The sequence below is a fragment of the Agromyces lapidis genome (genome assembly GCF_009749405.1).
GTDB classification, from domain to species: domain Bacteria; phylum Actinomycetota; class Actinomycetes; order Actinomycetales; family Microbacteriaceae; genus Agromyces; species Agromyces lapidis.
This window is the reverse complement of record NZ_WBIQ01000001.1, coordinates 323,817-348,754: the sequence shown is the minus strand read 5'-3', so window position 1 is coordinate 348,754 and position 24,938 is coordinate 323,817. Positions and strand designations below refer to the sequence as shown.

General features: G+C 70.0%; 23 protein-coding genes. 10 read left to right on the top strand and 13 right to left on the bottom strand.

The genetic code is table 11. From position 1 onward, the window contains the following. Position 1: 1 nt before the first annotated feature. From GQQ93_RS01495 to wecB, 3 genes are all read right to left on the bottom strand, one after another. Positions 2-988: a Gfo/Idh/MocA family protein gene (locus GQQ93_RS01495; RefSeq protein ID WP_157422445.1), complete on the bottom strand. Its 987-nt coding sequence runs from the start codon at positions 986-988 to the stop codon at positions 2-4. Continuing rightward, positions 988-2,091: a DegT/DnrJ/EryC1/StrS family aminotransferase gene (locus GQQ93_RS01490; RefSeq protein ID WP_157422444.1), complete on the bottom strand. Its 1,104-nt coding sequence runs from the start codon at positions 2,089-2,091 to the stop codon at positions 988-990. The genes GQQ93_RS01495 and GQQ93_RS01490 overlap by 1 nt, the downstream gene beginning before the upstream one ends. Before the next feature lie 154 nt (positions 2,092-2,245). Then, positions 2,246-3,316 carry a non-hydrolyzing UDP-N-acetylglucosamine 2-epimerase gene (gene wecB, locus GQQ93_RS01485; RefSeq protein ID WP_157422443.1) on the bottom strand — a complete coding sequence of 357 codons (1,071 nt, stop codon included), beginning with the start codon at positions 3,314-3,316 and terminating at the stop codon, positions 2,246-2,248. Positions 3,317-3,381: 65 nt separating this feature from the next. Here wecB and GQQ93_RS01480 point away from each other — a divergent pair, with 65 nt between their 5' ends. From GQQ93_RS01480 to GQQ93_RS01455, 6 genes are all read left to right on the top strand, one after another. Further along, the gene (locus GQQ93_RS01480) at positions 3,382-4,119 is read left to right on the top strand and encodes a glycosyltransferase family 2 protein (protein ID WP_157422442.1); all 738 of its coding nucleotides are present in this window, start codon (positions 3,382-3,384) and stop codon (positions 4,117-4,119) included. Continuing rightward, positions 4,116-4,502 (top strand): DUF2304 domain-containing protein, encoded by a 387-nt coding sequence (locus GQQ93_RS01475; protein WP_157422441.1) that lies wholly within the window; start codon positions 4,116-4,118, stop codon positions 4,500-4,502. The genes GQQ93_RS01480 and GQQ93_RS01475 overlap by 4 nt, the downstream gene beginning before the upstream one ends. Positions 4,503-4,552: 50 nt before the next feature. Further along, complete coding sequence (locus GQQ93_RS01470; protein ID WP_157422440.1) at positions 4,553-5,146, top strand: acyltransferase; 594 nt, start codon at positions 4,553-4,555, stop codon at positions 5,144-5,146. Next, positions 5,143-6,345 carry a glycosyltransferase family 4 protein gene (locus GQQ93_RS01465; RefSeq protein ID WP_157422439.1) on the top strand — a complete coding sequence of 401 codons (1,203 nt, stop codon included), beginning with the start codon at positions 5,143-5,145 and terminating at the stop codon, positions 6,343-6,345. Before GQQ93_RS01470 ends, GQQ93_RS01465 begins: the two co-directional genes overlap by 4 nt. A gap of 153 nt (positions 6,346-6,498) precedes the next feature. Next, a complete protein-coding gene (locus GQQ93_RS01460) occupies positions 6,499-8,445 on the top strand; it encodes a DUF6541 family protein (protein WP_157422438.1) in 1,947 nt (648 codons plus the stop codon). A gap of 55 nt (positions 8,446-8,500) precedes the next feature. Beyond that, a complete protein-coding gene (locus GQQ93_RS01455; protein WP_157422437.1) occupies positions 8,501-9,610 on the top strand; it encodes a glycosyltransferase in 1,110 nt (369 codons plus the stop codon). Positions 9,611-9,640: 30 nt separating this feature from the next. Here the strand turns inward: GQQ93_RS01455 and GQQ93_RS01450 are convergent, their stop codons facing one another. From GQQ93_RS01450 to GQQ93_RS01435, 4 genes are all read right to left on the bottom strand, one after another. Then, positions 9,641-10,783 carry a glycosyltransferase gene (locus GQQ93_RS01450; RefSeq protein WP_157422436.1) on the bottom strand — a complete coding sequence of 381 codons (1,143 nt, stop codon included), beginning with the start codon at positions 10,781-10,783 and terminating at the stop codon, positions 9,641-9,643. A 77-nt stretch (positions 10,784-10,860) separates the two neighbouring features. Further along, positions 10,861-13,278: an LGFP repeat-containing protein gene (locus tag GQQ93_RS01445; protein ID WP_157422435.1), complete on the bottom strand. Its 2,418-nt coding sequence runs from the start codon at positions 13,276-13,278 to the stop codon at positions 10,861-10,863. A 248-nt stretch (positions 13,279-13,526) separates the two neighbouring features. Continuing rightward, entirely contained in the window at positions 13,527-14,357 is an 831-nt protein-coding gene (locus GQQ93_RS01440) for a glycosyltransferase (protein WP_157422434.1), read from the bottom strand. After that, positions 14,354-15,304, bottom strand: coding sequence for a glycosyltransferase (locus tag GQQ93_RS01435; protein ID WP_157422433.1), 951 nt, complete (start codon positions 15,302-15,304; stop codon positions 14,354-14,356). Before GQQ93_RS01435 ends, GQQ93_RS01440 begins: the two co-directional genes overlap by 4 nt. A 166-nt stretch (positions 15,305-15,470) precedes the next feature. On the opposite strand from GQQ93_RS01435, the gene GQQ93_RS01430 reads away from it, so the two are divergent. Beyond that, positions 15,471-16,610 (top strand): glycosyltransferase family 4 protein, encoded by a 1,140-nt coding sequence (locus GQQ93_RS01430; RefSeq protein ID WP_157422432.1) that lies wholly within the window; start codon positions 15,471-15,473, stop codon positions 16,608-16,610. Positions 16,611-16,686: 76 nt separating this feature from the next. Here the strand turns inward: GQQ93_RS01430 and GQQ93_RS01425 are convergent, their stop codons facing one another. The 3 genes from GQQ93_RS01425 to GQQ93_RS01415 form a co-directional block, all read right to left on the bottom strand. After that, positions 16,687-18,060 carry an LCP family protein gene (locus tag GQQ93_RS01425; RefSeq protein ID WP_157422431.1) on the bottom strand — a complete coding sequence of 458 codons (1,374 nt, stop codon included), beginning with the start codon at positions 18,058-18,060 and terminating at the stop codon, positions 16,687-16,689. Continuing rightward, positions 18,057-18,524, bottom strand: coding sequence for a 5-(carboxyamino)imidazole ribonucleotide mutase (purE, locus tag GQQ93_RS01420; protein ID WP_157422778.1), 468 nt, complete (start codon positions 18,522-18,524; stop codon positions 18,057-18,059). The genes GQQ93_RS01425 and purE overlap by 4 nt, the downstream gene beginning before the upstream one ends. 129 nt (positions 18,525-18,653) lie before the next feature. Beyond that, positions 18,654-19,784 (bottom strand): 5-(carboxyamino)imidazole ribonucleotide synthase, encoded by a 1,131-nt coding sequence (locus GQQ93_RS01415; protein WP_157422430.1) that lies wholly within the window; start codon positions 19,782-19,784, stop codon positions 18,654-18,656. A 78-nt stretch (positions 19,785-19,862) separates the two neighbouring features. Between GQQ93_RS01415 and GQQ93_RS01410 the strand changes: the two genes are divergently transcribed. Further along, entirely contained in the window at positions 19,863-20,513 is a 651-nt protein-coding gene (locus GQQ93_RS01410) for a GtrA family protein (RefSeq protein ID WP_246191990.1), read from the top strand. A gap of 3 nt (positions 20,514-20,516) precedes the next feature. On the opposite strand, the gene GQQ93_RS01405 is transcribed toward GQQ93_RS01410, so the two are convergent. The 3 genes from GQQ93_RS01405 to GQQ93_RS01395 all read right to left on the bottom strand — a co-directional run bounded on the left by GQQ93_RS01405 (position 20,517) and on the right by GQQ93_RS01395 (position 22,933). Beyond that, on the bottom strand, positions 20,517-21,380 hold the full coding sequence (locus GQQ93_RS01405) for a DarT ssDNA thymidine ADP-ribosyltransferase family protein (RefSeq protein ID WP_170296089.1): 864 nt from the start codon (positions 21,378-21,380) through the stop codon (positions 20,517-20,519). A 112-nt stretch (positions 21,381-21,492) separates the two neighbouring features. Continuing rightward, the gene (locus tag GQQ93_RS01400; protein WP_157422428.1) at positions 21,493-22,050 is read right to left on the bottom strand and encodes a PH domain-containing protein; all 558 of its coding nucleotides are present in this window, start codon (positions 22,048-22,050) and stop codon (positions 21,493-21,495) included. A gap of 7 nt (positions 22,051-22,057) precedes the next feature. After that, a complete protein-coding gene (locus tag GQQ93_RS01395) occupies positions 22,058-22,933 on the bottom strand; it encodes a biotin--[acetyl-CoA-carboxylase] ligase (protein ID WP_157422427.1) in 876 nt (291 codons plus the stop codon). 111 nt (positions 22,934-23,044) lie between these two features. Between GQQ93_RS01395 and GQQ93_RS01390 the strand changes: the two genes are divergently transcribed. Both GQQ93_RS01390 and GQQ93_RS01385 read left to right on the top strand, forming a co-directional pair. Further along, positions 23,045-24,643, top strand: coding sequence for an acyl-CoA carboxylase subunit beta (locus GQQ93_RS01390; protein WP_246191988.1), 1,599 nt, complete (start codon positions 23,045-23,047; stop codon positions 24,641-24,643). A 10-nt stretch (positions 24,644-24,653) separates the two neighbouring features. Further along, positions 24,654-24,923: an acyl-CoA carboxylase epsilon subunit gene (locus GQQ93_RS01385; RefSeq protein WP_157422425.1), complete on the top strand. Its 270-nt coding sequence runs from the start codon at positions 24,654-24,656 to the stop codon at positions 24,921-24,923. Positions 24,924-24,938 lie beyond the last annotated feature (15 nt).

Here is a 24,938-nt window from a genome sequence, read left to right as displayed (position 1 = left end):
GCTAGGGCTGCAGGACCTTGCCCTCGCGCGCGCTCTCGAGCGCCGCCTCCACGACGGCGAGCGTCCGAAGCGCCTGTTCCATCGTCACGACGTCGCTCGGCTTGCCGAGTACGGCGTCGCGGAACGCCTCGTGCTCGATCCTCAGCGGTTCGCGCTTGGGGAAGGCATATCGCGTCACATCACCCTCGGATACGCCGCGGAACGCGGTGACCGACTCCCATTCGAGGGGGATCGTGCCGTTGGCGTAGAACGTGAGGTCACCGGTCGAGGTGTCCGCGACGAACGCCCCCCGCTCCCCCGTCACGACCGTGACTCGTTCCTTCATCGGGCTGAGCCAGTTCACGAGATGATTCACGATCGTCCCGGACGTCAGACGCCCGGTGATCGCGATCATGTCCTCGTGCTCGCGCCCGCTCTTGAAGGTGGTCTGCGCGAACACCGACTCATACTCGCTCTGCGCGACCCAGGCCGTGAGATCGACATCATGCGAGGCGAGGTCCTTCGCGACCCCGACATCCGCGATCCGCGAGGGGAACGGTCCCTGACGGCGCGTCTGGATCTGATAGACGGCTCCGAGCTCGCCGGCCTCGAGGCGGTGGCGCAGCTCCTGCAGGGCCGGGTTGAAACGCTCGATGTGCCCGACCGCCCCCACGAGCCCGGCCTGTCGGAATGCCTCCACCATGCGCGCTCCGGCCTCGACCGACTCGGCGATGGGCTTCTCCACGAGGGCATGGACGCCTGCCGCCGCGAGCTTGAGCGCGGCATCCTCGTGGAACCGCGTGGGTACCGCGACGACCGCGATGTCGATGCCGGCCTCGATGAGCGCGTCGATGTCCGGCAGCACCTCGAGTGGGCCGGCGACGCCGTGCGGATCCCCAGCGGGATCGGCGATCGCCACCAGCTCGACGCCGTCGAGTTCGCGCATCACCCGCGCGTGGTGCCGACCCATCATGCCGACTCCGAGCAGGCCTGCGCGCAGTTCGCCCATCAGGCGCCCGCCCCCGCGAGCGTGTTCACGGCCGTGACGATGCGATCCAGGTCGTCCTGGGTCAGCGATGGGTGCACCGGCAACGAGACGACTTCGAGCGCGGCCTTCTCGGTCTCGGGCAGTTCGAGTCCCGGAGCATAGTGCGCGAGGGAGGGAAGGCGGTGGTTCGGGATCGGGTAGTAGACCCCGCTTCCGATCTGGTACTCGTCATTCAGCGCCTTCACGAAGCCGTCGCGATCGTCGAGCACGCGGATCGTGTACTGGTGGTAGACGTGCACGGCGCCGGGCGCCACCGGCGGTACGACGACCCCTCGGAGGTGAGCGTCGAAGAACGCCGCGTTCTCCTGACGGGCACGAGTCCAGGCATCCACCTTCGTGAGCTGGACACGACCGATCGCAGCGTGGATGTCGGTCATGCGCGCGTTGAATCCGACGACCTCGTTCTCGTACTGGCGCTCCATGCCCTGGTTGCGGAGCAGTCGGAGCCGGCGCTCGACGGCGGCGTCGCCGGTCGAGACCATACCGCCCTCGCCGGATGTCATGTTCTTCGTCGGATACAGGCTGAACATGGCGAAAGCGCCGAAGGTGCCGACACGCCGGCCATCGACCGAGGCCCCATGAGCCTGGGCGGCGTCTTCGAAGAGCTTCACCCCGCGCCGTTCCGCGAGTTCACCGAGCGCGAGGACGTTCGCCGGGTGCCCGTAGAGGTGGACCGGCATGATGCCGGCGGTCCGCTCGGTGATGAGCGATTCGACCGACGCCACATCGAGGCCGAAGTTCTCGGGCTCGATGTCAGCGAACACCGGGGTCGCTCCGGTCAGGGCGACGGAGTTGGCGGTCGCGGCGAACGTGAACGAAGGCACGATCACTTCGTCGCCCGGGCCGACGCCGGCGGCGAGCAGTCCGAGATGCAGCCCGGAGGTGCCGGAGTTGACGGCGACTGAGGCCCGGCCGTCGAGCAGCACCTCGGAGAACTCGCGCTCGAACGCGGCGACTTCGGGCCCCTGAGCGACCATGCCGGAACGGAGCACCGCATCGACCGCAGCACGTTCCTCATCGCCGATGATCGGCTTCGCCGCAGGGATGAATTCTGGACCGCTCACGCGACCACCTTCCACTTCATGATTCTGCCCGATGGCACAAGAGACGTCCGCCAATCCTAGCGTCTCCGAACTTCCGCGCTGCTGCTGCGGTCGACTCCCGGCTCAGTGCGACGCCGGCGGCTGCAAGCCCTCAGGGACGCCCCACCGCTTCGGCTCAGGCGCGCGCGCCCTCGAGCAGCACCTCGATCACCCGCTCGGCGGCTCGACCGTCACCATACGGCTGTGCGTCGGTGGGCGCCGGCATCGGTCGCTGAACAGCACGCGCGATCGCTTCGTGCGTCTCGGCCAGGACGTTCCAACCGAGTTCGACCGTCTCGACCCATTCGGTCTCGCTCCTCACAGTCGTGCACGGGACCCCGAGCAGGAAGGCCTCCTTCTGCAGACCGCCGGAATCGGTCACCACGCCTGCGCTGCGAAGTGCGACCGAGACGAGTTCGGGGTACCGCAGCGGGCGGTGAGGCACGAGCGTGCCCGTCGAGAGGTCGATGCCGTGCTCGGCCGCCTTCGCGACGAGTCGCGGATGCGCCACGATCAGCACCGGGCGGTCGAGGCCGGAGAGACTCTCGACGATCGAGCGCAGCCTGGCCGGGTCGTCCGTGTTCTCGGCACGGTGGATGGTGGCGAGGTAGTACCCATGCTCCCGAAGGCCTGCGTCGAGCAGCAGTTGCGGGAATTCGTCGGTGACCGCGTCGCGGACACCCAGCAGGACATCGGTCATGACATCGCCGACCACCACCGATCGCTCGGAGAGGCCCTCAGCTGCGAGGTGTTCGAGCGCCACGCGCGTCGGCGCGAGGCAGAGATCGGCCGCGTGATCGGTGAGCACGCGGTTGTGCTCCTCGGGCATCCGCCGGTTGAACGACCGCAACCCTGCCTCGAGATGCGCGACCGGATAGTGCAGCTTCACCGCACTCACGGCCGCAGCCAGTGTGGAGTTGGTGTCGCCGTACACGAGCACCCAATCGGGGTCGTGCTCGCTCAGGACGGCGTCGAGCGCACCGAGCATCGCGCCCGTCTGCACCCCATGGCTGCCGGACCCGACCCCGAGGTGCACGTCCGGCGCGGGAATGCGGAGGTCGTCGAAGAAGACGTCCGACAGCATCGGGTCGTAGTGCTGACCGGTGTGGACGATGACGTGCTCGACCCCGGCGGCATCGGCCGCCCGGGCGATCGGGGCGAGCTTGACGAACTGCGGGCGGGCGCCGACGACACTGAGAACCTTCACACATCGATCGTAGACGAGCACTCGCCGGGCGTCTTCGGCGGGGTTCGATTGCTAGTATCACCGTCATGCCCTCGACTCCGCTGCGCCCGCTCATCGTGCTGCCAGCATTCAACGAGGAGCAGGCTCTTGGCCCCGTGCTCGACGAGATCTCGGAGGCGCTGCCGACGATCGACTGCCTCGTCGTGAACGACGGTTCGAGCGATGCCACGGTCGCAGTCGCCCACGGTCGTGGAGTCGCCGTCGTCGACCTCCCGTTCAACCTCGGTGTCGGCGGAGCCATGCGTGCTGGCTTCCGGTACGCGCAGCGGAACGGCTACACGGCGGTCGTGCAGGTCGATGCAGACGGTCAGCACGATCCTCGAGACGTGCCGCGTCTGGTCGCCGAACTCGAGGCGGCCGACATCGCGATCGGTGCCCGATTCGCCGGCGTCGGCACGTACACCGCCCGCGGACCCCGGCGATGGGCGATGAAGGTGCTCGCCTCGGTCATCGGCGGCATCGCCGACACGACGCTCACCGATGCGACGAGCGGTTTCAAGGCGTGCGGCCCCCGGGCGGTCGCCCTGTTCGCGGCGACCTACCCGGCCGAGTACCTCGGGGACACCGTCGAGGCGCTGGTCATCGCGGCACGGGCGGGCCTGCGGATCCGTCAGATGCCGGTGGCGATGCGCGACCGTCAAGGCGGCGTGCCGTCCCACCACCCGGTGAAGGCCGCCGCATACCTGGCGCGTGCGGGAATGGCGCTCGTCTTCGCGATGATCCGCCCGAAGGTCGCGCTCCCGAGAACCGAGGTCGCGCAATGAGCACGATGACCTACCTCCTCTCCATCGGGGCCGCAGTGATCGCCCTCGTGTCGGTGATCGAACTCCTCCGACGCCGACGCCTCCGTGAACGCCACGCCATCTGGTGGATCCTGGCCGCGACCCTCGCCCTCATCGGCGCGGTCTTCCCCGCCAGTGTCGCCTGGCTCGCAGCCGTCCTCGGTGTCGGCGTCCCGAGCAACCTCGCCTTCTTCGTCTCGATCGTCCTGCTCTTCTTGGTCAACCTCCAGCACAGCGCGGAGCTGACCGACCTCGAGGACAAGACACGGACGCTGGCCGAGGAGTCCGCGCTCCAGAAGGTACGCTTGGAGCGGCTCGAGGAGCGGACCGATCCCAAGCGCGACCGCCCCGACGCCCGGGCCTGAGGCACCGAAGCGCCCGGGCCGATCCCCGCCTGAGCAAGAAGGAGTCCACCGTGGCAACTATCGCGGAGAGCGCAGACGTCTCCGTCGACGCACGCATCGGCGAAGACACGAAGATCTGGCACCTCGCGCAGGTGCGCGAAGGCGCGGACATCGGCAAGCGGTGCATCGTCGGGCGCGGCGCCTACATCGGCTCCGGTGTTCACCTCGGCGACGACTGCAAGATCCAGAACTACGCGTTGATCTACGAACCTGCGATCCTCGCGGACGGCGTGTTCGTCGGCCCCGCTGCGGTCCTCACGAACGACACCTATCCTCGGGCGATCGCGCCCGACGGATCGATCAAGACCGCGGCCGACTGGGAGCCCGTAGGCGTGACGATCGAGCGCGGCGCATCCATCGGCGCACGCGCCGTCTGCATCGCACCGGTGACGATCGGGGCGTGGGCCACGGTCGCCGCAGGAGCCGTCGTCACGAAGGACGTTCCCGCTTTCGCGCTCGTCGCGGGTGTTCCCGCGCGCAGGATCCGTTGGGTCGGCCGGGCAGGCGTCCCGCTCGAGCAGGCCGGTGACGGCATCTGGGTGTGCCCCCAGACCGGCGCTCGCTACTCCGAGTCGAACGGCGAACTCCGCGAGGCCGTCGAGTGAGCCCCGCACGGGCTCCGAAGAACCGCGCCGCCCCACGGGTCGTCCTTGCGACCAGACTCTTCGCTCCCGAGGTCAGCGCGGGCGCATTCCGGCTGCGCGCGCTGACCCGGTCGTTGCTCGCACGGTCGGCGACGGTTCGAGTCCTGACCACGACGCCCCCGAAGACCGCCCCGCAATTCGTCGCGGAAGAACCCGGCCTCGAGGTCTCGCGCTTCCCGGTCCTTCGCGATTCCGGCGGGAACGTGCGCGGGTACGTCCAGTACCTGAGCTTCGACATTCCGCTGGTGTTCCGGCTGATCGGGGCGCGGTACGACCTGGCCATCGCCGAGGCGCCGCCGACCACCGGCATCATCGTCGCGGCGATCAGTGCGCTGCGACGGCGCCCCTACGCGTACTACGCCGCCGACATCTGGACGGACGGAGTCGCGGCGATCGGTGCACCGCGGTTCGTGATCTCGATCATCCGCGGGCTCGAGGGACTGACGATGCGACACGCTGCGACGGTGCTGTCGATCTCCGATGAGGTCACCGAGCGGATCATCCGGTTCGGCGTCGCTCCCGAGCGCATCGCCACGGTCGGCAACGGCATCGACACCGACGTCTTCACCCCCGACGGGCCGGTCGCGGACGACGACGCGCCCTACTTCGTCTACACCGGAACGATGTCGGAGTGGCAGGGAGCCGAGGTGTTCATCCGCGCCCTCCCCCTCGTTCGCGAGCGCTTCCCTGATGTTCGGCTCCGTTTCTTCGGCCAGGGGTCGGCCGAAGCGCACCTGCGCGAACTGGCCTCGACGACGGCACCCGAGGCCATCACATTCGGTGGCGTCGTCGCCCCGGAACGATCTGCCGAGTGGATCCGCGGGGCGGTCGGCGCACTCGTGAGCATCGCACCCGGGCTCGGGTACGACTTCGCTCGCCCGACCAAGACGTACGCCGCAGCGGCGTGCGGCACTCCGGTCGTCTTCGCGGGATCCGATGGCAGCAGCGGCGGCGCGCTCGTACGAGAGCACGGGCTCGGCATCCACTCCTCGTTCACCCCGGAGTCCGTCGCCGCGGCCATGATCGAACTGCTGACCGAGCACGGGACCGACCGCGCGGCGACGAAGCGGCGTGATCGAGCCGTCTGGATCGATGGCAACGCGTCGCTTCGAGCCGTCGGTGATTCCGCAGCCGACGCGGTGCTCCGACCACTCGGCTGACACCCGGGATCGCCCGCGACGTGTCGAGTACGATGGACCGTCCCTCAGAATTGGAGCCGAGCACGTGACCTTCGACCCCTCGCGCGATCGAGGTCTCGACCGATCGCCCTGCGGTATGTTCGCCGATTCCGACCTCGCAGCTTGATCACCCGGATGACCTGGCTCGAATTCGTCCCGGTCTTCGCGACCGTCGTCGCACTCCTCATCGGGATCGGCGCTCCGATCTCCGCGGCCCTCCGGCTCCGTGGCATCGCATTCGTCGGCGTCGCCATCGGTTCGTCGATCGCTTCGATCGGCCTCTCGGCGTTCCTCGCACCGAAGGTCGGGCTGTCGTGGACCCTGGCCGCGCCGCTCGGACTCTCCCTCATCGTGGCCGTCGCCGTACTCACGCTGCGCCGTCGACTGACGATCCCGCCCGACCCCCGAGGGCGGAACGAGTGGGGCCGCCCATTCCTCTTCCAGCTGTCAGCCGTCCTGCTGGGCTCCGCACTCGCACTGCTGTTCATCGCCCCGCAGATCGGAGATCCCGGTCACCCGGCGCAGACCTACGACACGGTCTTCCATCTGAACGCCGTCGAGTGGATCCTCGACACCGGCAACGCCTCGCCGACGGCGATGACGATGACCACCCCGGGGCGGGCCACGACCTTCTATCCGACGCTGTGGCATGCGATCGTCGCGCTCGTCGTCCAACTGACCGGTGCCTCCGTCCCGGTGGCGACGAACGCCGTCGCCCTCGTGGTGGCGTCCGTCGTCTGGACCGTCGCCTGCGTGTTCCTCGCGCGGGTGCTGTTCGGCCGTGCGCCGTTCCATGCCGTACTCGTCGGCGGCCTGAGCGCCGTGTTCGGGGCATTTCCCGCAATGCTGTTGTGGTTCGGCGTGCTCTATCCGAATCTGCTCGCGGTGAGCATCCTCCCGCTCGCACTGGCCCTGCTCGCGGCACTCGTCCAGCAGCGATCGATGCTCGGCATGCGATCGATCGCCCTGGCGCTCACCGCTGCCTGGGTCATCGGCGGCATGACGCTCGCGCACCCGAACGCGTTGTTCAGCCTCTTCGTCCTCACCATCCCGCTCGTCGTCTCCGCGGCCGTTCGTCTCGTCCGGCGCGCCTCGCCCCAGCGGAGGATCCGCGTCGCGGCGCTCTCGGCGATCGCGGCGATCGCGCTCTTCGCCGTCGAGGCGTTCGCATTCTCTCGGACGACGACCACCGACAACGCCTGGCTGCCGAGCCGGAGCTTCCCGGCGGCGGTCCGCGAGGCACTCACGAACAGCCCGATCGACCTCTCGTATGCGTGGGTCGTGAGCGCCCTCATGGTCATCGGAATCGTCGTCGCCCTCCGGCGGCCGCGACTGCGCTGGGCTGTCGCGGCGTACCTGCTGAGCGTCCTCCTGTACGCCGTAGCGATCGGCTGGCCCGCGGGCCCGCTTCGCACGGCGATCACCGGCGTCTGGTACAACGACTCCTACCGGCTCGCCGCGCTCACCCCCATCCTCGCGATCCCGCTCGCCGCGCTCGGCACGGTGCGCATCGCCCGGTGGCTTGCCGGAGGGATCCGCCTCGGCCGCAGCCGGACGCGGCGAGCCCCCGCCCTGCCCGCGATTGCGACGATGATCATCGTGGGCCTGCTCGCGATCAGCGTGCCGTTCACCTCGACCGTCATCGACAGCGGCCGTTTCATCGCGGCGCGCTACCACCTCGACGACCGCAGCGCGATGCTCTCCGCCGATGAGGTCGCCCTCCTCGAACAACTCCCCCAGCTGGTACCCGAGAATGCGGTCATCGCCGGCAACCCCTGGAACGGGAGTTCGCTCGTGTACGCCTACACGGGCCGTCGCACCCTGTTCCCGCACGTCGGTGGGGCCTATCCCGACGCCTACTGGGCACTGGCGGAGGGACTCTCCGACGGTACGCCCGAAGCGTGCGCCGCGGCCCACGACCTCGGGGTCACGCACGTCCTGGACTTCGGCGAGCGGTACATCTTCGCCGAAGACCTGCGCGCCGAGGAGTTCCCCGGCATCACGAACGTGTCCGGCTCGGACACCCTGACGTTGATCGCCGAACGCGGCGACGCGAAACTGTACGAGGTGACGGGCTGCTGAGCCGACCCGGTCGTCCGGCATCCCCATCGAGAGAGAAGAAGGCACGCCCGCCGTCATGCGCATCGCGATTACGAAGAACACGCTGAGGGTTCCGCCGACCTACTTCGCGGTCGACCACGCCATGCGTCTGGCGCAGGAGTTCGATTTCCGGATCTTCACCATGATCGCGGAGATCGTGGACGAGACGGTCGACCTCCCGGTGGTCGACGCCGTCCCGCTCCGCGGTCTTTCGTTCCGCGCGCGCGAGTACCTGATCCCCGCGTTCCAGTCGGTGATGACGCGGCGGATCCGACAGTACCGACCGAACGTGATCCACCAGCACTTCGCGACCTGGTCCACCCCCGCCGTGGGCGCCGCCGTCCGCGACCGCATCCCGATGATCACGACGCTCCACGGCGCCGACGTCTTCGCGGCCTCGCGCAACGGCGGCGGGGCACTCGGGTGGTGGAATCGACGCAATTGCGCACGCGCAGGTGCGACGAGCGCGCGCATCCTCGCGGTGAGCGAGTACCTCGCCGGCGAGGCGGTGCGCGGCGGATTCCCCGCGGCCCGCACCGAGGTGCACTATCAGGGCATCGATTCCGACTACTTCACGCCGGCATCGGAGCCCGGTTCCGACTCGAAGCCGGTGATCGTATTCGTCGGCGCGGTCGCCGAGCACAAGGGGATCGATCACCTCGTGCAGGCCTCGACCGAACTCGGCCGCACGCGCGAGCACCGACTGATCGTCGTGGGCGATGGGCCCATGCGCCCCGGCCTGCAGGCAACCTCGGCACCGCACATCGAGTTCCTCGGTCCGCGCGACCGATCGGAGATTCGAGACCTCCTGCGCGGAGCCTCCGCGCTCGCCCTCCCGACGCGGCGCATGCCCGGCTGGCGCGAGGCCGCGGGCCTCGTGCTGCTCGAGGCGCAAGCCTGCGGCACCCCCGTCGTCGCATACCGGAACGGTGGAACGCCCGAGATGCTCGTCGACGGGACGACCGGCCTCCTCGTCGACGACGGAGACATCCGCGGGCTCGGGGACGCGCTCCGTTCGCTGATCGACCTCGAGCCCGTTGCGCGGCGCCGAATGAGCGAGGCGGCGCGTGCATTCGTGGTCGGCTCGCGCAGTCTCGCCGTCAGCGCGAACGAGCTCGCCGCGCACTACCACGACGTCGGCGCCTGAGCGCGGTTCGTGGAGGCACCGCTGGGACGCTCAGCGTCCGAGCAGCGACTCGATGATCTCCGCCTCGACCCGCTCGTCCTGCGCGGAATTGAGGGACCCGGCCGCGACATCCGCGTTCGCCTTGTAGCCCGTGACCGCTTCGGGAGTGAGCGAGCGCAGGGTTTCGACGAGTTCCTCGACGCCGAAGCCCGGTGAGATGCGGCCGAGTTCGTAGCGCTCGATGAGTGCGTCGGTCTCGACCGCCGTCGAGAAGACGAGCGCGAGCCTCGCCTGCACCATGTCGAAGAACTTGTTCGGCAGCATCAGACGGTGGTTCGTGGTGCGGGGCGGCAGCACGAACACCCCCACGTCGTAGGCGTTGAGCACACGAGGGAGCTCAGCCGGGGCGACGGGGTCGTGCACGTTGATGCGATCGCTCGTCGCCGCCGCGTCGACGAGCGACTGCCAGTAGGCATCCGAGCCGCGCGCCTTGACGAGGTACAGGTCGAGCGTGAACCGCTCATCGAGGCGCTTGGTCGCCTCGATGAGTGTCTCGATGCTTCGGCCGGGGACGGCGCCGCCCGAGTGGACGAGCCGAATGCGGTCGGGGGCGACCGGAGTCGGTGTGAGCGGCTGCAGATCGATCGCGTTCCGCACGATGCGCGAACTCACGCCGAACTCCCGGTCGTAGAGCTCGGCGATCGAGCCGTTGATCGTCGATACGGCATCGGTCCGCGGCAGGTACTCACGACAGACCCAGGTCATGAACGGCGCGACGAGCAGACGCCACGACAGTACATGCGTCCGCTCCTGGGGCGCCCACTCGTGCATGTCGCCCCAGACGGGGGCTCCCGCGGCGACTCGGTGAGCCAGCGGCAGGGCGCGTGCCTCGTTGGCCACGACGAGGTCGAACCGGCGATCGCCGATGAGCTCGATGGCACGACTCACGGCGGGGGCGTCGAATTCCACCGAGCGGTAGGCGCGAAGACCGAGCTTCGCGACGCCGCCGACCGTCTGCGGCAGTGATGGCAGGGCCGCGGGGATCTCGAGGTGCTCGACGACGCCAGGGGGCGCGTCGCCGTACCCGATCGTCGTCACATCGCCGTAGCGCTCGAGCACCCGAAGCTGTCGCAGCACTCGCGAATCGGCGAGGAAGTGCGAGAACGAGATGCAGAGGATGCGGGGTCTGGACACTCAGGACATCTTAGTTGCGGGCGGGCATCCACGACCGCAGTCCTCGCGCGGGGCGCACCTGACCGAGCCCCGCGGCATCAGAATTTCACGACACCGCCGGCGCTCGTCCAACGGAGCCTGACCTTCGTGAACTCCTGCTCGAGCACCCCGCCGGTCTTGGCGACGGTGCTGTCCTTCGGATACCCGAAGGCGTCCGTTCCGCCGTTCTGGAAGTAGTACTCGCCGATCGGTCGGGCGATTCGATCGATCCCCGAGGCCGGCGACCAGATCAGCCATCCGTTCTGGAACTCCTGGCTCACCCCGCCACCTGGCTCGCCCCGCTGCGGACCGACCGGGTAGCCGAGCACCCCATTGGGCCCGCCGAGGGCGGTGTACGAGGTCGCGATGGCACCCGCGGTCGTCTGGAACCCTGTCGCGTTCGACGAGTAGAGCCAACCGTTCACGAACCGCTGACCGAATCCGCCCTTGTACACGACGGTGCTGCCGAGGGGATGACCGAGCGAACCGCTCACCCCGCCGCGGCGCAGATACTCGGTGTTGAGCGCGCTGCGGACGTAGTGGATGCTGTGCTTCGGCGAGTAGTACAGGCCGCCACCGGTGAACTGCTGGCTGAGGCCGCTGCCGGGCTCCGCTTTCTGCACCGCGGTCGGGTACCCCAGTACACCCCCGCCACCGCCGAGCGTCCAATGCGATCTTCCGAGCACCCCGGTCGTCGTCCCGACCCCGTTCGGGGACACGAAGACCGTCGCCTTGCTGAACCGTTGGCCGAATCCGCCATCGGCATAGGACTTCGTGCTGTCGATCGGAACGCCGTACTTCCCGGTCAGTCCGCCCGCCTTGACGTACGCCGTATTCATCGCGTTGAGCACGTAGTGGATGCCGTGCGAGGAGGAGTAGTAGAGAAGCCCCCGTTGGAAGGTCTGACTCGTCCAACCGGTCGCCGCCGTCTTCGGCGCCGACACCGGGAACCCGAGCAGTCCCGACGGCCCTTTCAGGGTGGCGTAAGATTTCGCGATCACGCCCGAGCTGCGCACGAAGCCCGTCTCGGGCCCCCAGTACAGCCAGCCCTTCTGGAACTGCTGGCCGAGGCCGTTGCCAAAGGTCTTGGTGCTATCCACGGGCGCGCCGAGGGCTCCTGTGATCCCACCGGCGATCGCGTAGCCCGCCTGCATCTTCGTCAGGACATAGTGGATGCCGCCGGTCGGCGAGTAGTACAGCACGCCCTTCTCGAAGGCCTGGCTGACCCACCCGTTGCCGGCGCCCTTCTGCGCGGCGATCGGGTAGCCGAGGATCCCCGCCGGACCCTTGAGCGCCTGGTACGAGGTCGCGATCGGACCGGACACGCGGTGGATGCTCGTGGTCGGCGAGGTGTACAGCCAGCCCTTCTGGAACTGCTGGCCGAATCCGCCGTTCGGACCGGCGATCGCACTGTAAACGGGGAAGCCGAGCACGCCCGCCGGACCCTTGAGGGTGACGTACGAGGTGAGGATCTTGCCGGAGACGATATGGATCCCCGTCGAGCGCGAGTAGTAGAGCGAACCTTTCTGGAACCTCTGGCTCGTACCCGACAGCGGCTCGCTCTTCGGGTTCGCGAGCGGGTACCCGAGGACACCGGTCGGACCCTTCAGAGTGATGTACGACTTCCCGATCGTGCTCGCCGTTCGGAATGCCCCGGTCGTCGAGTGCCAGTAGGCCCACCCGCGCTGGAACTCCTGCCCCACGCCGCCGTCGCTGTAACGTACGGGCTTGTCCGTCGCCAGGCCCAGTATTCCGGTCGCCCCACCGGTCGAGTTGAAGAGTGAAACCAGATTGGGATCGACGGCGTACGCTCCGGTCGACCCGAACCAGTCGGTGAACATCCGCCAGAAGTTGCGATTGCCGTAGCTCGAGCAGGCGTCGCCCGACCCGTAGAGATTCTGCAGCGCCGCGGCGTTCGGCCGGTAGGGCGTGTACAGGTAGAGGCCTGCGGTCGCCTGGTTCTGGATGTACACCTGCGAGGTGCCGCAGGCGGCGTTCGGATGCCACTGGATCGTGTTGTAGCGCCCGGCCTGGTACGCGCGGATCGTCGGGCGGGCGCGATACTTCTTGAACTGCCATGCCGCGTGGTACACCTGATTGAAGAAGCCGTAGTAGTTGGCGTCGCAATCGGCCGTGTCGGGGCATCCGTAGCCGGTCGCAGACCGATACTGCCGTGATGTCGGCCAGGTGTCGGTCACCAGCCCCTGCTCCTTCTCGAGCAGGACGAGCAGGCTCTGCGGATTGATCCCGCACGCGCGGGACACCTTGTAGATGATGAGGGCGGCAGACTCGTTCGCCTGACCGGCGTACGCAGAGCAGCCTTCGCTCCGCGCCGGCTGCGACGTCGTCGTCTGCCGGAAGCTCTTCAGACACACGTACCCCGAGCGGCAGGACGGCACCCGCGCATTCAGGAACGACTGGATCTGCGCCACCGTCATCGTCGAACTGTCGTAGAAGACCGCGTCGGTGATGATCATCCCCGGATTGAACGCGGAACCCACCGCCGCCGTCGCCGGCTCCTCATTCGCGATGCCATCGGCTGTCGCGAGTCCGACGGCGAGAACCATCGCCGTGATCACCGCGAGAATCCGCGACTTCCGCCCTGTACGCACCATCCGAACGCCTGCCCCCCCGAACTCCGGCTGCGCCCATGCTATCGACCCGAGCCCGGGAACGGGTGATCCGGAGATCTCGCGCGCGTCGGCCGAGGGGCCATCACGACGGGTCAGCTCGAGTGGCCGCCTGCGATCAGCTTGCGGTACGCGACCTTCCGCACCCCTTCGGGCACGAAGCGGTACACCCCGCGTACGGTCACGTTGCGCAGGTACTCCCACCGGCTCGTGAAGCGGATCCGGCGCAGCGCCCGCTGCAGCTGCAGCTCGCTGCGCCACTGCGCCTTCCCACCGCGGCGGGCGTAGGCGCCCGCGCCGACGCGGTACATCACGAGCGGTTCGACGAGGTTCTCGACGGATGCCCCGGCGTCGATCATCCTCGCGAACAGCCAGTAGTCCTCCATCAGCCCGAGCGGCTGGTACCCGCCCGCCCGCTCGACGGCGCTGCGTCGGTACATGACCGTGGGGTGGCTGAACGGGTCGTGGAAGCGCGCGTAGCGGGCGATCTCGTCGTGCCCGGTGCGCGGGGTGCGTCGGCCGACGATGGCGCCGCCGTCGTCGAGGAACTCGAACATGCCGGTGCCGAGCAGGTCGACGCCGCCCTCGACGACCGGGAGCTGACGTGCGAAGCGCTCGGGCAGCGAGATGTCGTCGGCGTCGATGCGCGCGACGATCTCGTGCTCGCACAGGGTGAGCCCGAGGTCGAGCGCACGGGCGAGCCCGACGTTCTCATCGATGACGTGCCGCGTGACGGGCACGGGGCTCGCGTCGACGACGCGGTCGATCGCCGCGGCGAGCTCCTCGTCGACCGGGCCGTCCTGCACGAGGACGACCTGCGACGGCTTGATGGTCTGCTCGCCGACGCTCGAGGTGAAGGCCTTGGCGAAGTGCGCGGCGTCGTCGCCGCGGTAGACGGGCATGAGCAGCGAGAAGTCCGCGCTCATGCAGGCTCCACCTGTGCCACGGCATCGCTCGCACGGCCGAGACCCTCGAGGGCCATCGCGTTCGGCCGCGGCCGGGTGCGGGTGCCGTCGCGGTAGCCGCGGCGCCAGCCGTCGCGGAGCACGGTGCGATCGGCGGAGCGAACGAAGGTACGGATCCAGCGGCGCACGCTCGACGCGCCGTACACCGCCTTCTCGAACGGGCCGAGGCTCTGCGAGCGCCGGAACATCCACAGCTTGTTGCGCACCTCGTAGTAGAAGCGCGGCCCCGGGTCGGCGTCGGTCGCTCCGAGCACCTTCGTCTTGTGCACGACGACGGAGGCGGGCACGTGCAGTCCGCGGCGCCCGCGCAGGGCCCGCGTCGAGTACTCGAAGTCGTCGTTCCAGATGAAGTAGTCGGCGATGGGCAGACCGATCTCGCGCACCACGTCGGCACGCACGAGCATCGAGACGAACGAGGTGCTGCGAATCGGGATGCCACCGCGGCGCGCCGCGGCGACGCGCTCGTCCTTGCCGACGAAGGGCTTCTCGCGGGGGGTGTTCATCGGGTGCTCGGTGCCGTCGTGCCAGACGACGCGGGAGCCGGCGACGACGTGGTCGGTGCCCTCGACGGCGGCCAGGAGTTCGGCCAGTGCGCCCTCCGTCGGCACGGTGTCGTCGTCCATGAGCCAGAGCCAGTCGGGCTCGTGGTCGGCGATGGCGACCGCCATGCCCGCGGCGAAGCCGCCGGCGCCGCCCGTGTTGCGCGGCAGGCTGACGAGGTCGACGAGGTCGCCCGCGGCACGTGCCACCTCGGCCGAGGCATCCGTGGAGGCGTTGTCGACGACGACGACCTTCGCGAGTGCGACGCGCTGGGCGGCGAGTGCGTCGAGCACCTCGGCGAGGAGCTCGGCCCGGTTGTAGGCGACGACGACGGCGACGACGCGCGGTGGCACAGGTGACGGACTCATCGACTCTCGCTGATCTCGGGAATGCGTCCCGGACTCTCGGGAAGGCTCCCCACTATCTTGCCCTGTCCGCGGCTTCGAGCTTTCCACAGACCGGGGCTCACGCCCGATTCTCGGGGAGCTGGCGATAGATTGGGTGATTCGACCGTACGACACTCGAAGGAGGGGCATGCCCACGACGCTTCGGATGATCGTCGACCAGGTGGTCGCACCCGTACCGGGCGCGCTCGGCCGCTACACCAACGCGATCACTGCCGCGCTCATCGACACGGCCCCTCCGGGGTGCGAGGTCGAGGGCGTGGTCTCGTCGTCGCTGCCGAGCGACTACGAGCTGCTGCTCGAACGCTTTCCGGGCCTGTCGGGGCTCTACAAGTCGAGCCTCGCACGACGCGAGCTGGTCGCCGCGTGGCAGTTCGGCCTCACGACCTCGCCCGGCGGCGGCATGATCCACGCACCGAGCCTGTTCGCGCCGCTGCGCCGTCACGACGCCTCGGCCGGGGTCGACCAGACGGTCGCCACCGTGCACGACCTCCTCGCGTGGACCCACCCCGAGTCGCTCACGGCGACGACCGTCGCGTGGAACAAGGCCATGATGAAGCGCGCGCGCAAGCACGCCGACGCCATCGTGGTGCCGACCCACGCCCTCGCCGAGCGGCTCGCGATGGTCGCCGACTTCGGCGACCGCGTGCGGGTCATCGGCACCGCACCGCGTCTCGGCCTGAAGCTCCCGCGCGACGCCGCCGACCGCGCGGCGCGCTTCGCGCTCCCCCGCGACTACCTCGTCACGGCGGGAACGCTCGATCCGCGCAACGGCGTCGTCGACCTGCTCGAGGCGCTCGGGCGCGCCGACTCCCCCGACCTCCCGATCATCGTGCTCGGTCCCGAGAACTGGGGCGAGCTGCATCTGGCCGCGGTCGCCGAGGAGGCCGGGATCGCTCGCGGCCGGGTGCGGGCGCTCGAGCTCGACGACCCCGCCGACCTCGCGACGGTGCTCTCGGGCGCCACCGCGTTCGTCGCGCCGAGCCACGACGAGGGCTCGGGCACCTCGCTCATCGAGGCGTTCAGCCTGGGCGTCCCCGTCATCCATTCCGATGCCCCCGCGTACGTCGAGGTCGCGGCCGAGGCGGGCCGTTCCGTCGCCGTCGGCGGCGGAACGGGCTACGCTGAACGCCTCGCGGCGGCGATCACCGCGGTCGTCGAGGACTCCGAGCTCGCCGATCGCCTCTCGATCGCCGGCACCGACCGCGCGCAGGCCTTCACCTGGCGGGACTCGGCCGAGCGCGTCTGGCAGCTGCACGCCGACCTCTGAGCCGACCGCCTGCGGCGACGGACGCCGCAGCCACGACGACAACGGCAACCGCGTCCGCATGAGCCGCCGCGTGCGGCTACTCGGCCGGTTCCTCCGTCGCCGGAGGAGCGATCGCCTCGGCGACGAGCTGGCGGATGTACTCGTAGTCGGGGTCGGTCGGGTCGATGCCGTTGTCGGGCGTCAGCTCGACGTGCCCCATCGGCAGCTCCTTCGTCTTCATCGCGAGGCCGACGAAGTAGCCGAGCATCGACTGCGGCACGTCGGTCTTCACGGTCTCGGCGCCGGCCGAGGCGACCTCCTGGAACTTCGCGAGCACGTTGGTGGGCGTGAACTGCCGCAGGATCGCCTCCTGCAGGACGCGCTGGCGGGCCATCCGCTCGTAGTCACCGCCGGCGACGCCGTAGCGTGCACGGCCGTACCAGAGCGCGTGGTAGCCGTTGAGGTGCTGCTGGCCGGGCTCGATCCAGCCGTCGACGCCGTTGTTGTCCTCATCGCCACCGATCGGGATGCGGGTCTCGACGTCGATGTCGACCCCGCCGAGCGCGTTGATGAGGGCCTCGAAGCCCTGCATGTCGATGAGCGCGTAGTACTGGATGTCGAGGCCCGTGATGCCCTCGGCCGCGTCGCGCACGCCCTCGATGCCGGGCTCGGACCCTTCGGCGACGGCGTTCGGGTACATCTCGGGGCTCTTCAGCTCGACCTCGGTGTACACCGAGTTCAGCTGGCAGACGTCGACCTCGCAGCCGTCGATCGCGCCGTAGCCCTCGGGGTAGACCTCGGCGAGCGGCGATCCCTCTGAGAACGGGAAGTACTCGAGGTCGCGCGGCAGGCCGATCGTGACGGCCGCGCCGGTGTCGGCGTCGATCGAGACGATCGACATGCTGTCGGGGCGCATGCCCTCGCGGTCGGGGCCGGAGTCGCCGCCGAGCAGCAGGATGTTGTAGCGCCCGTTCTCGTCGGGCGGCTCGGTCGGGCCGGCGATGAACATCGACGAGATCACGCCGCCGGTCGTCGTGGCGAGGTAGGCCCCGTAGGCCGCCGTGCCCGAGACCAGCACCATGACGACCGTCGTGAGCCCCGCGATCCAACCGCGCGCCGACGGTGCGGTCTTCACGATCCGCACGAGCCGCAGCGTGTCGAGCGTCAGCACCACCCACAGCACGGCGTAGAACGCGAGCACGAGGGCGACGAGCCACAGCGTCCAGGGCGTCGAGGCGATCGTGAACAGCGCGGTGCGCCAGAACAGCCACGCGAGCAGGGCGAGCACGGCGAGCACCCAGAGCACGAGGGTCGCCCCGAGCCCGAAGCGCCCGAGCCGCCGGTTGCCCGCGAGCACCTGCGGCGCACCGGGGATGAGGAAGTTGAGCACGACGAGCCACCAGCCGCGACGGGTCATCACGGTGCGCGAGGCGACATCCGGGTAGCGGATGGGGCTTGCTGCGAGGCTCATCGCGACTGCTTCAACCGCTCGTTCTTCTCCTCGACGAGGGCGGCGAGGTCGCGTGCGTACCGGTCGAGGGCTTCGGCGATCGCGGGGTCGGATGCCCCGAGCACGCGCGCGGCGTAGAGGCCGGCGTTCTTCGCACCGCCGATCGCCATGGTCGCAACGGGGATGCCGCCGGGCATCTGCACGATCGAGAGCAGCGAGTCGAGTCCGTCGAGCTTCGCGAGCGGCACCGGCACGCCGATGACGGGCAGGGTCGTGACCGAGGCGAGCATGCCGGGCAGGTGCGCGGCGCCGCCGGCGCCGGCGATGATGACCTTGAGGCCGCGAGCGGCCGCCTGCTTGCCGTAGGCGATCATCTTCTCGGGCGTGCGGTGCGCCGAGACGACCTCGACCTCGTGGGCGATGCCGAACTCGTCGAGCACTGCGGAGGCCTCGCTCATGACGGTCCAGTCGGAATCGGAACCCATCACGACGCCGACGAGGGGGCTGGTGTTCGTCTCAGTCACTTGATCGAGTGTACGGCCGGGTGCTGGGAGATGTCCGCAACGACACCGCGACGCCGGCGTCGTCCGGTGCCCGGTGCCGAGCCCGCAGGCTCAGTCCTGGAAGAACGCCGCAGCCGCGCGGGCCTCGTACACGACCGAGTCGAGATCATCGCCCGTCGCCGTCACGTGACCGATCTTGCGCCCCGGTCGGGGCGCCTTGCCGTAGTTGTGCACCTTGACCGTGGGGTGGCCGGCGAGCGCCTCGGCGTAGCGGTCGGTCAGCGCGCCCTCGGCCGGTCCGCCGAGCACGTTGACCATGACCGACCAGTCGCCGTGGCTACCGGTGGCGCCGAGCGGCAGGTCGAGCACCGCGCGCAGGTGCTGCTCGAACTGGCCCGTCGTCGACCCGTCCATCGACCAGTGGCCGCTGTTGTGCGGGCGCATCGCGAGTTCGTTCACGAGGATGCGGTCGTCGGTGGTCTCGAAGAGCTCGACCGCGAGCACACCGGTGACGCCGAGCCCCTCTGCGATCGTGATCGCGACCTCGGCGGCGACGTCGGCGAGACGTCCGGCCGAGCGGGGTGCGGGCGCGATCACCTCGCTGCAGACACCGCCGACCTGCAGGGTCTCGACGACGGGCCAGGCCGCGATCTCACCGCTCGGGCGGCGGGCGACGAGCTGCGCCAGCTCACGGCGGAAGTCGACGAGCTCCTCGACGAGCAGCGCGCCCTGACGACCGTCCTCGACGATCGTCGCGAACCACTCGGCGACCTCGGCCGCGCTGTGCACGACTCGGACGCCCTTGCCGTCGTACCCGCCGCGCGGCGTCTTCACGACCGCGGCACCGCCGTGCTCGGAGATGAACGCGTCGAGTTCTTCGGCGGTCTCGACGCGCGCCCAGTCGGGCACCGGGAGGCCGAGCTCCGAGAGGCGCTGCCGCATGACAAGCTTGTCCTGCGCGACGGCCAGCGCGTCGGGGCCGGGATGCACCGCGATGCCGGCGTCGACCATGGCGCGGAGCACGTCCTGGGGGACGTGCTCGTGGTCGAAGGTGACGACGTCGACGGTCTTCGCGAACTCGAGCACCGTCGCGGTGTCGGTGTAGTCGCCGACCCGCTCCGCGGCGATCTCGGCCGACATGCCGCTCTGCTCGGCGAGCACCCGGAGGTCGACCCCGAGTTCGATCGCCGCAGGAATCATCATCCGGGCCAGCTGTCCGCCACCGATCACTCCGACCCGCACCCCGTGCACTCCATTCGCCGTCGTCTGCGCCCGAACGACGCCCAGTCCAGTCTAGGCGGCGAGGAATAGGATGTGTCGGTGTCCACCGATGCACCCGCTCGCCTCACCGAGGCCGTCGCCCGCCTGTGGCACGGGCTCCTCGCCTACGCGGTGAAGTTCGGTGTCGTCGGCCTCATCGGCCTCGTCATCGACGTCGTGCTCTTCAACGCCCTGCGGCTCGGGCTCGCGGGCGACGACACGTGGGCCCAGTCGGCGATCGGCGCGAAGACGATCTCGACGAGCGTCGCGATCGTGTTCAACTGGCTCGGCAACCGGTACTGGACCTTCCGCAGGCACCGGCGCCGCAACTACGTGCGCGAGTTCGCCGAGTACGCGGTCGTCTCGCTCGGCGGCATGGCGATCTCGCTCGCCTGCCTGTGGATCAGCCACCACCTGCTCGGCTACACCACGCTCCTCGCCGACAACATCGCCACCAACGTCGTCGGCCTGGGTCTCGGCACGGCGTTCCGCTTCCTGCTGTACCGGTACTGGGTGTTCGGGCACCACCGCTCCGACGGCCTGTCGACGCTCGCGCGCGTGGAGGAGGCCCAGCGCACCCTCTTCGAAGAGCCGGATGCCCCGGCGCCCGACGACGCCGCAGGCCCCACCCCCGAGGCATCCGCCCCCGAGCCCGACGCGGTCGCGCGGTCGCGCGAGCCCGGCCCCTCGACGAAGGCGGGCCGGCCGTAGGGGTCAGTCGCCGTCGAGCTCGAGCTCGGCCGGCTGGAACCACGGCGGATAGACCGCGACCTTCGCACGGACGCCGACCGCGGCGAGCGCGGCCCGCACCCGGTCGCGCACCTTGTCGTTGCCGACGGCGATGAGCGCGATGCGCTCGAGCGGCACCTCGCCGCGGGCGAGGAACTCGGCCGTGCGGAGGCGGGTGGTCTCGTCGGCGTGCACGAGGCGGCGCAGCAGTCGCTCGACGTCGGCCCACTCGATCGCGAGCTCGGCGCCGGGGAGCGCGGCGTCGGTGTCGCTGACGAGGACGGCGCCGGGCTCGGTGAGCGCCCCGCGGGCCGCGGCGACGGAGCCGACGAGGATGACGTGGTCGGCCGCGGGCCGGAGCACGGCGTCGTCGCGGAGGCGCGGGTCGGGGCTGGCGGTGCGCACGGCGTCCCAGACGAGCGCATCGGGCGTGAGCAGGAAGGGCACGTAGTCGGCGAGGGTCGCGTCGACACCGGGGACCGACTGCTGCCTGCGGAACTCGCGGACGGCGGGGGCCGCGACGTCGACGACGGGGTTCGCCCCGCCCGCGTCGGAGAGGATCGCCCCTGCGCCGAGGATGCGGCCGAGGTTGTCGAGGTGGGTGACGTGGTAGATGCGGATGGTGCCGACCTCGACGGGGGGCGCCGTCAGCGGCCGGCCCGTGAGCGTCGGCGCTGCGCGGCCGGCACCCGAGGAGGCGGTGCGCGTGGAGGCGGTCGCCGTCCGGGCGCTGCCGCGAGTCGAACCGCGGACCGGTGCGGTCGCCGTGGGCTTCTGCTCGGGCTCCTTCGGGGGGAAGCACGTGGCGCAGAGGCCGTCATCGAAACCGTGGATGCATTCGTCGCCCAAAGGGGAACCTCTCGTCGCGCGGCTCGCACTCGGGGGCGTGCGAGAACCGACGGACAACTTTACGCGCTCCGGCGGGGTTCCGCGGCCGGGTCGGGCTCGGCGTCCGTTCCGGTCAGCGTCCGCCCCACGCGACCGTGTCGCCGTCGAGCATGGTCGCGGCGACGGGCCCGCGCATCGCGGCCCCCTGCACGGACTCCATGAGTTCGTGGAGCGCGCCCTGCACGAGCTGCGGCTTGGGAAGGTCGCGGAGGACGACGGGATGCTCCTGGCCGACGTCGATGCGCACGTCCCCGGAGCCGAACATGCTCTGCCCCGGCGTCTTGCGGACGCTCACCTCGCGGATCCGGGCGTGGGCGACCTCGTTGCGCACGCGCACGAAGACGCCGCGGCGCATGATGATGCGCCGCGTCGTGATGGTCGTGCGGCCGGTGAGCCACGACAGGTACGGCAGCAGGCAGCCGAGCACCACGACGAGGAGCGCGCCCCCGAGGAGGGCGAGCAGTTGCCAGAGCTCGCTCACGAACCCCACCGCGTACCCGGCGCCCGCGGCGACCGCGACGAGCAGGATCACGGGCAGGATCAGCACGCGAGCGTGCCGTCGCAGGCGCGCGACCACGCGCTCCGCCGGCGGGGCGGTCGGCGCGGCGGCAGACGCGTCGGCTCTCGTCATACGCCCATTAATACCGCAGGTGGGTCACGTCGCCCGCGGCGACAGACCAGGGTTCGCCGTTCTCCCGATCGATGACGACGAGCCGGCCGTCGGCGTCGAGCCGTTCGGCACGCCCGAGCAGTTCGCGGTCGCCGGGCAGCTCGACGCGAACCTCGCCGCCGAGGGTGCCGCAGAGCGCGGCGACCCGGCGGTCGACCCCGGATGCCACGGGGTCGGCGCCTGCGGCGCAGAAGTCGTCGAAGATGCCGAGGAACCGCGTGAGGTAGTCGGCGAGCACCGCGTCGCCGTCGGGGCGCACCCCGGTGGCGAGCAGCAGCGAGGTCGAGGTGAGGGTCGGCAGGTCGTGCTCGTCGAGGGTGAGGTTGAGCCCGGCGCCGACGACGACCGCGCCGGGGGCGTCGCCCTCGGGCGCCTGCAGCAGCTCCGAGAGGATGCCGCAGATCTTGTAGCCCGAGACGAGCACGTCGTTCGGCCACTTGAGCTCGACGTCGACGACGCCGCTCCGATCGTCGTCGTCGTGCTCGGGGTCGGCCGCCGCGCGGACGGCGGCGGCCGTGTCGACGGCGCCCCGCACGGCCTCGGTCATCGCGGCGCCGGCGATGAGCGGGATCCAGCCGTAGCCCGACGCGGGGAACGGCAGGCCGCCCGGCAGCTCGGGTCGGAGCAGCATCGAGATCGCGAGGGTCTTGCCGGTGGGGGCGAGCCAGGTGCGGCCGAGCCGGCCGCGGCCCCTCGTCTGGTTGTCGGTCGCGATCACCGCGCCGTGGGGCCAGCCCGAGGCATCCGCACCGGTGGCCGCCTCGCGCAGCTCGTCGTTCGTCGACCCCGCCTCGGCGAGGAACTCGAAGCGCGGCACCGCCGCGCGCGATCGCTCCCATTCCATGCCGACCACCCTAGCCACGGACGGCTTTGTACGAAGTCGGCCAACTCGCGGATGGATTTGTAGGAAACCATCAACGAAGTCGGCCGGATGCTCGCCGGTAGAGTGAACGGCGTGACCGAAGCGACTGACGGCCCCGACCTCTCCACCACCGCCGGCAAGCTGGCCGACCTCAAGCTGCGCTACCACGAAGCGGTGACCGCATCGGGTGAGGCGGCGATCGAGAAGCAGCATGCCAAGGGCAAGATGACGGCGCGCGAGCGCATCGCCGAGCTGCTCGACCCGGGCTCCTTCGTCGAGCTCGACGAGTTCGTGCGCCACCGCACGCACGCCTTCGGCATGGACGCGAAGCGCCCCTACGGCGACGCCGTCGTCACGGGCACCGGCACGATCCACGGTCGGCAGGTCGCCGTGTACTCGCAGGACTTCACGATCTTCGGCGGCTCGCTCGGCGAGGTCGCCGGCGAGAAGATCATCAAGGTCATGGAGCTCGCGCTGAAGACCGGCGTGCCGATCATCGGCATCCTCGACTCGGGCGGCGCCCGCATCCAGGAGGGCGTCGTCGCGCTCGGCAAGTACGGCGAGATCTTCCGCCGCAACACGCAGGCCTCGGGCGTGATCCCCCAGATCTCGATCATCTGCGGCCCGGCCGCGGGCGGCGCGGTCTACTCCCCCGCGCTCACCGACTTCGTGATCATGGTCGACAAGACGAGCCAGATGTTCGTCACCGGCCCCGACGTCATCAAGACGGTCACCGGCGAGGACGTCGGCATGGAGGAGCTCGGCGGCGCGCTCACCCACAACACGGTCTCGGGAGTGGCGCACTACCTCGCGAGCGACGAGTCCGATGCGCTCGACTACGCGCGCACGCTCGTCTCGTTCCTTCCCGACAACAACATGACGGATGCCCCGGTGTACGACGCCGAGGTCGAGCTCGAGATCACCGACGACGACAAGCGTCTGAACACGGTCATCCCCGACTCCCCGAACCAGCCGTACGACATGCACACCGTCATCGAGGGCATCGTCGACCACGGCGACTTCCTCGAGGTGCAGCCGCTCTACGCCCCGAACATCGTCGTCGGCTTCGCCCGCGTCGAGGGACGCACGGTCGGCATCATCGCGAACCAGCCCTCGCAGATGGCGGGCACGCTGAACATCGCCGCAGGCGAGAAGGCGTCGCGGTTCGTGCGCTTCTGCGACGCGTTCTCCATCCCGATCCTCACCCTCGTCGACGTGCCCGGCTACCTGCCCGGCACCGACCAGGAGTGGACGGGCGTGATCCGCCGCGGCGCGAAGCTGCTGTACGCCTACGCCGAGGCGACGGTGCCGCTCGTCACCGTCATCACCCGCAAGGCCTACGGCGGCGCGTACATCGTGATGGGCTCGAAGCAGCTCGGCGCCGACATCAACCTCGCGTGGCCGACGGCCGAGATCGCGGTGATGGGTGGCCAGGGCGCCGTGAACATCCTCTACCGCGGCGAGATCAAGCGCGCCGAGGAGGCGGGCGAGGACGTCGCGGCCGTGCGCACGAAGCTCGCGAACGAATACACGTACAACGTGGCCTCGCCGTTCCTCGCGGCCGAGCGCGGCGAGCTCGACGGCGTCATCGAGCCCGCGGCGACCCGCGTCGCCGTCGTGAAGGCGCTGCGGGCGCTGCGCACCAAGCGGGCGAGCCTGCCCGCGAAGAAGCACGGGAACATCCCGCTGTAGGGCGGCGACCATGTCTGCACACGACGAATCCCGCGTTCCCGAGGTGGCCGCCGAGGGCGCCTCAGGCGACCCGCGCGCAGCCGAGCTGCGCATCCTCTCCCGTTCGGTGAGCGACGAGGAGACCGCCGCGGTCACCGCGGTCCTCCTCGCCGCCGCCGATGCCGAGGTGCCCGAGGCCGACGAGGTCGCGCCTGGCCGCAACGCGTGGGTGCGCAGCGGCGGCGCGATCCGCAGGCCCGTCGAGGTGGGCCCGGGCCGCTGGGTCGCCTCGCTCCGTTGAGGCGCACCGCCTGAG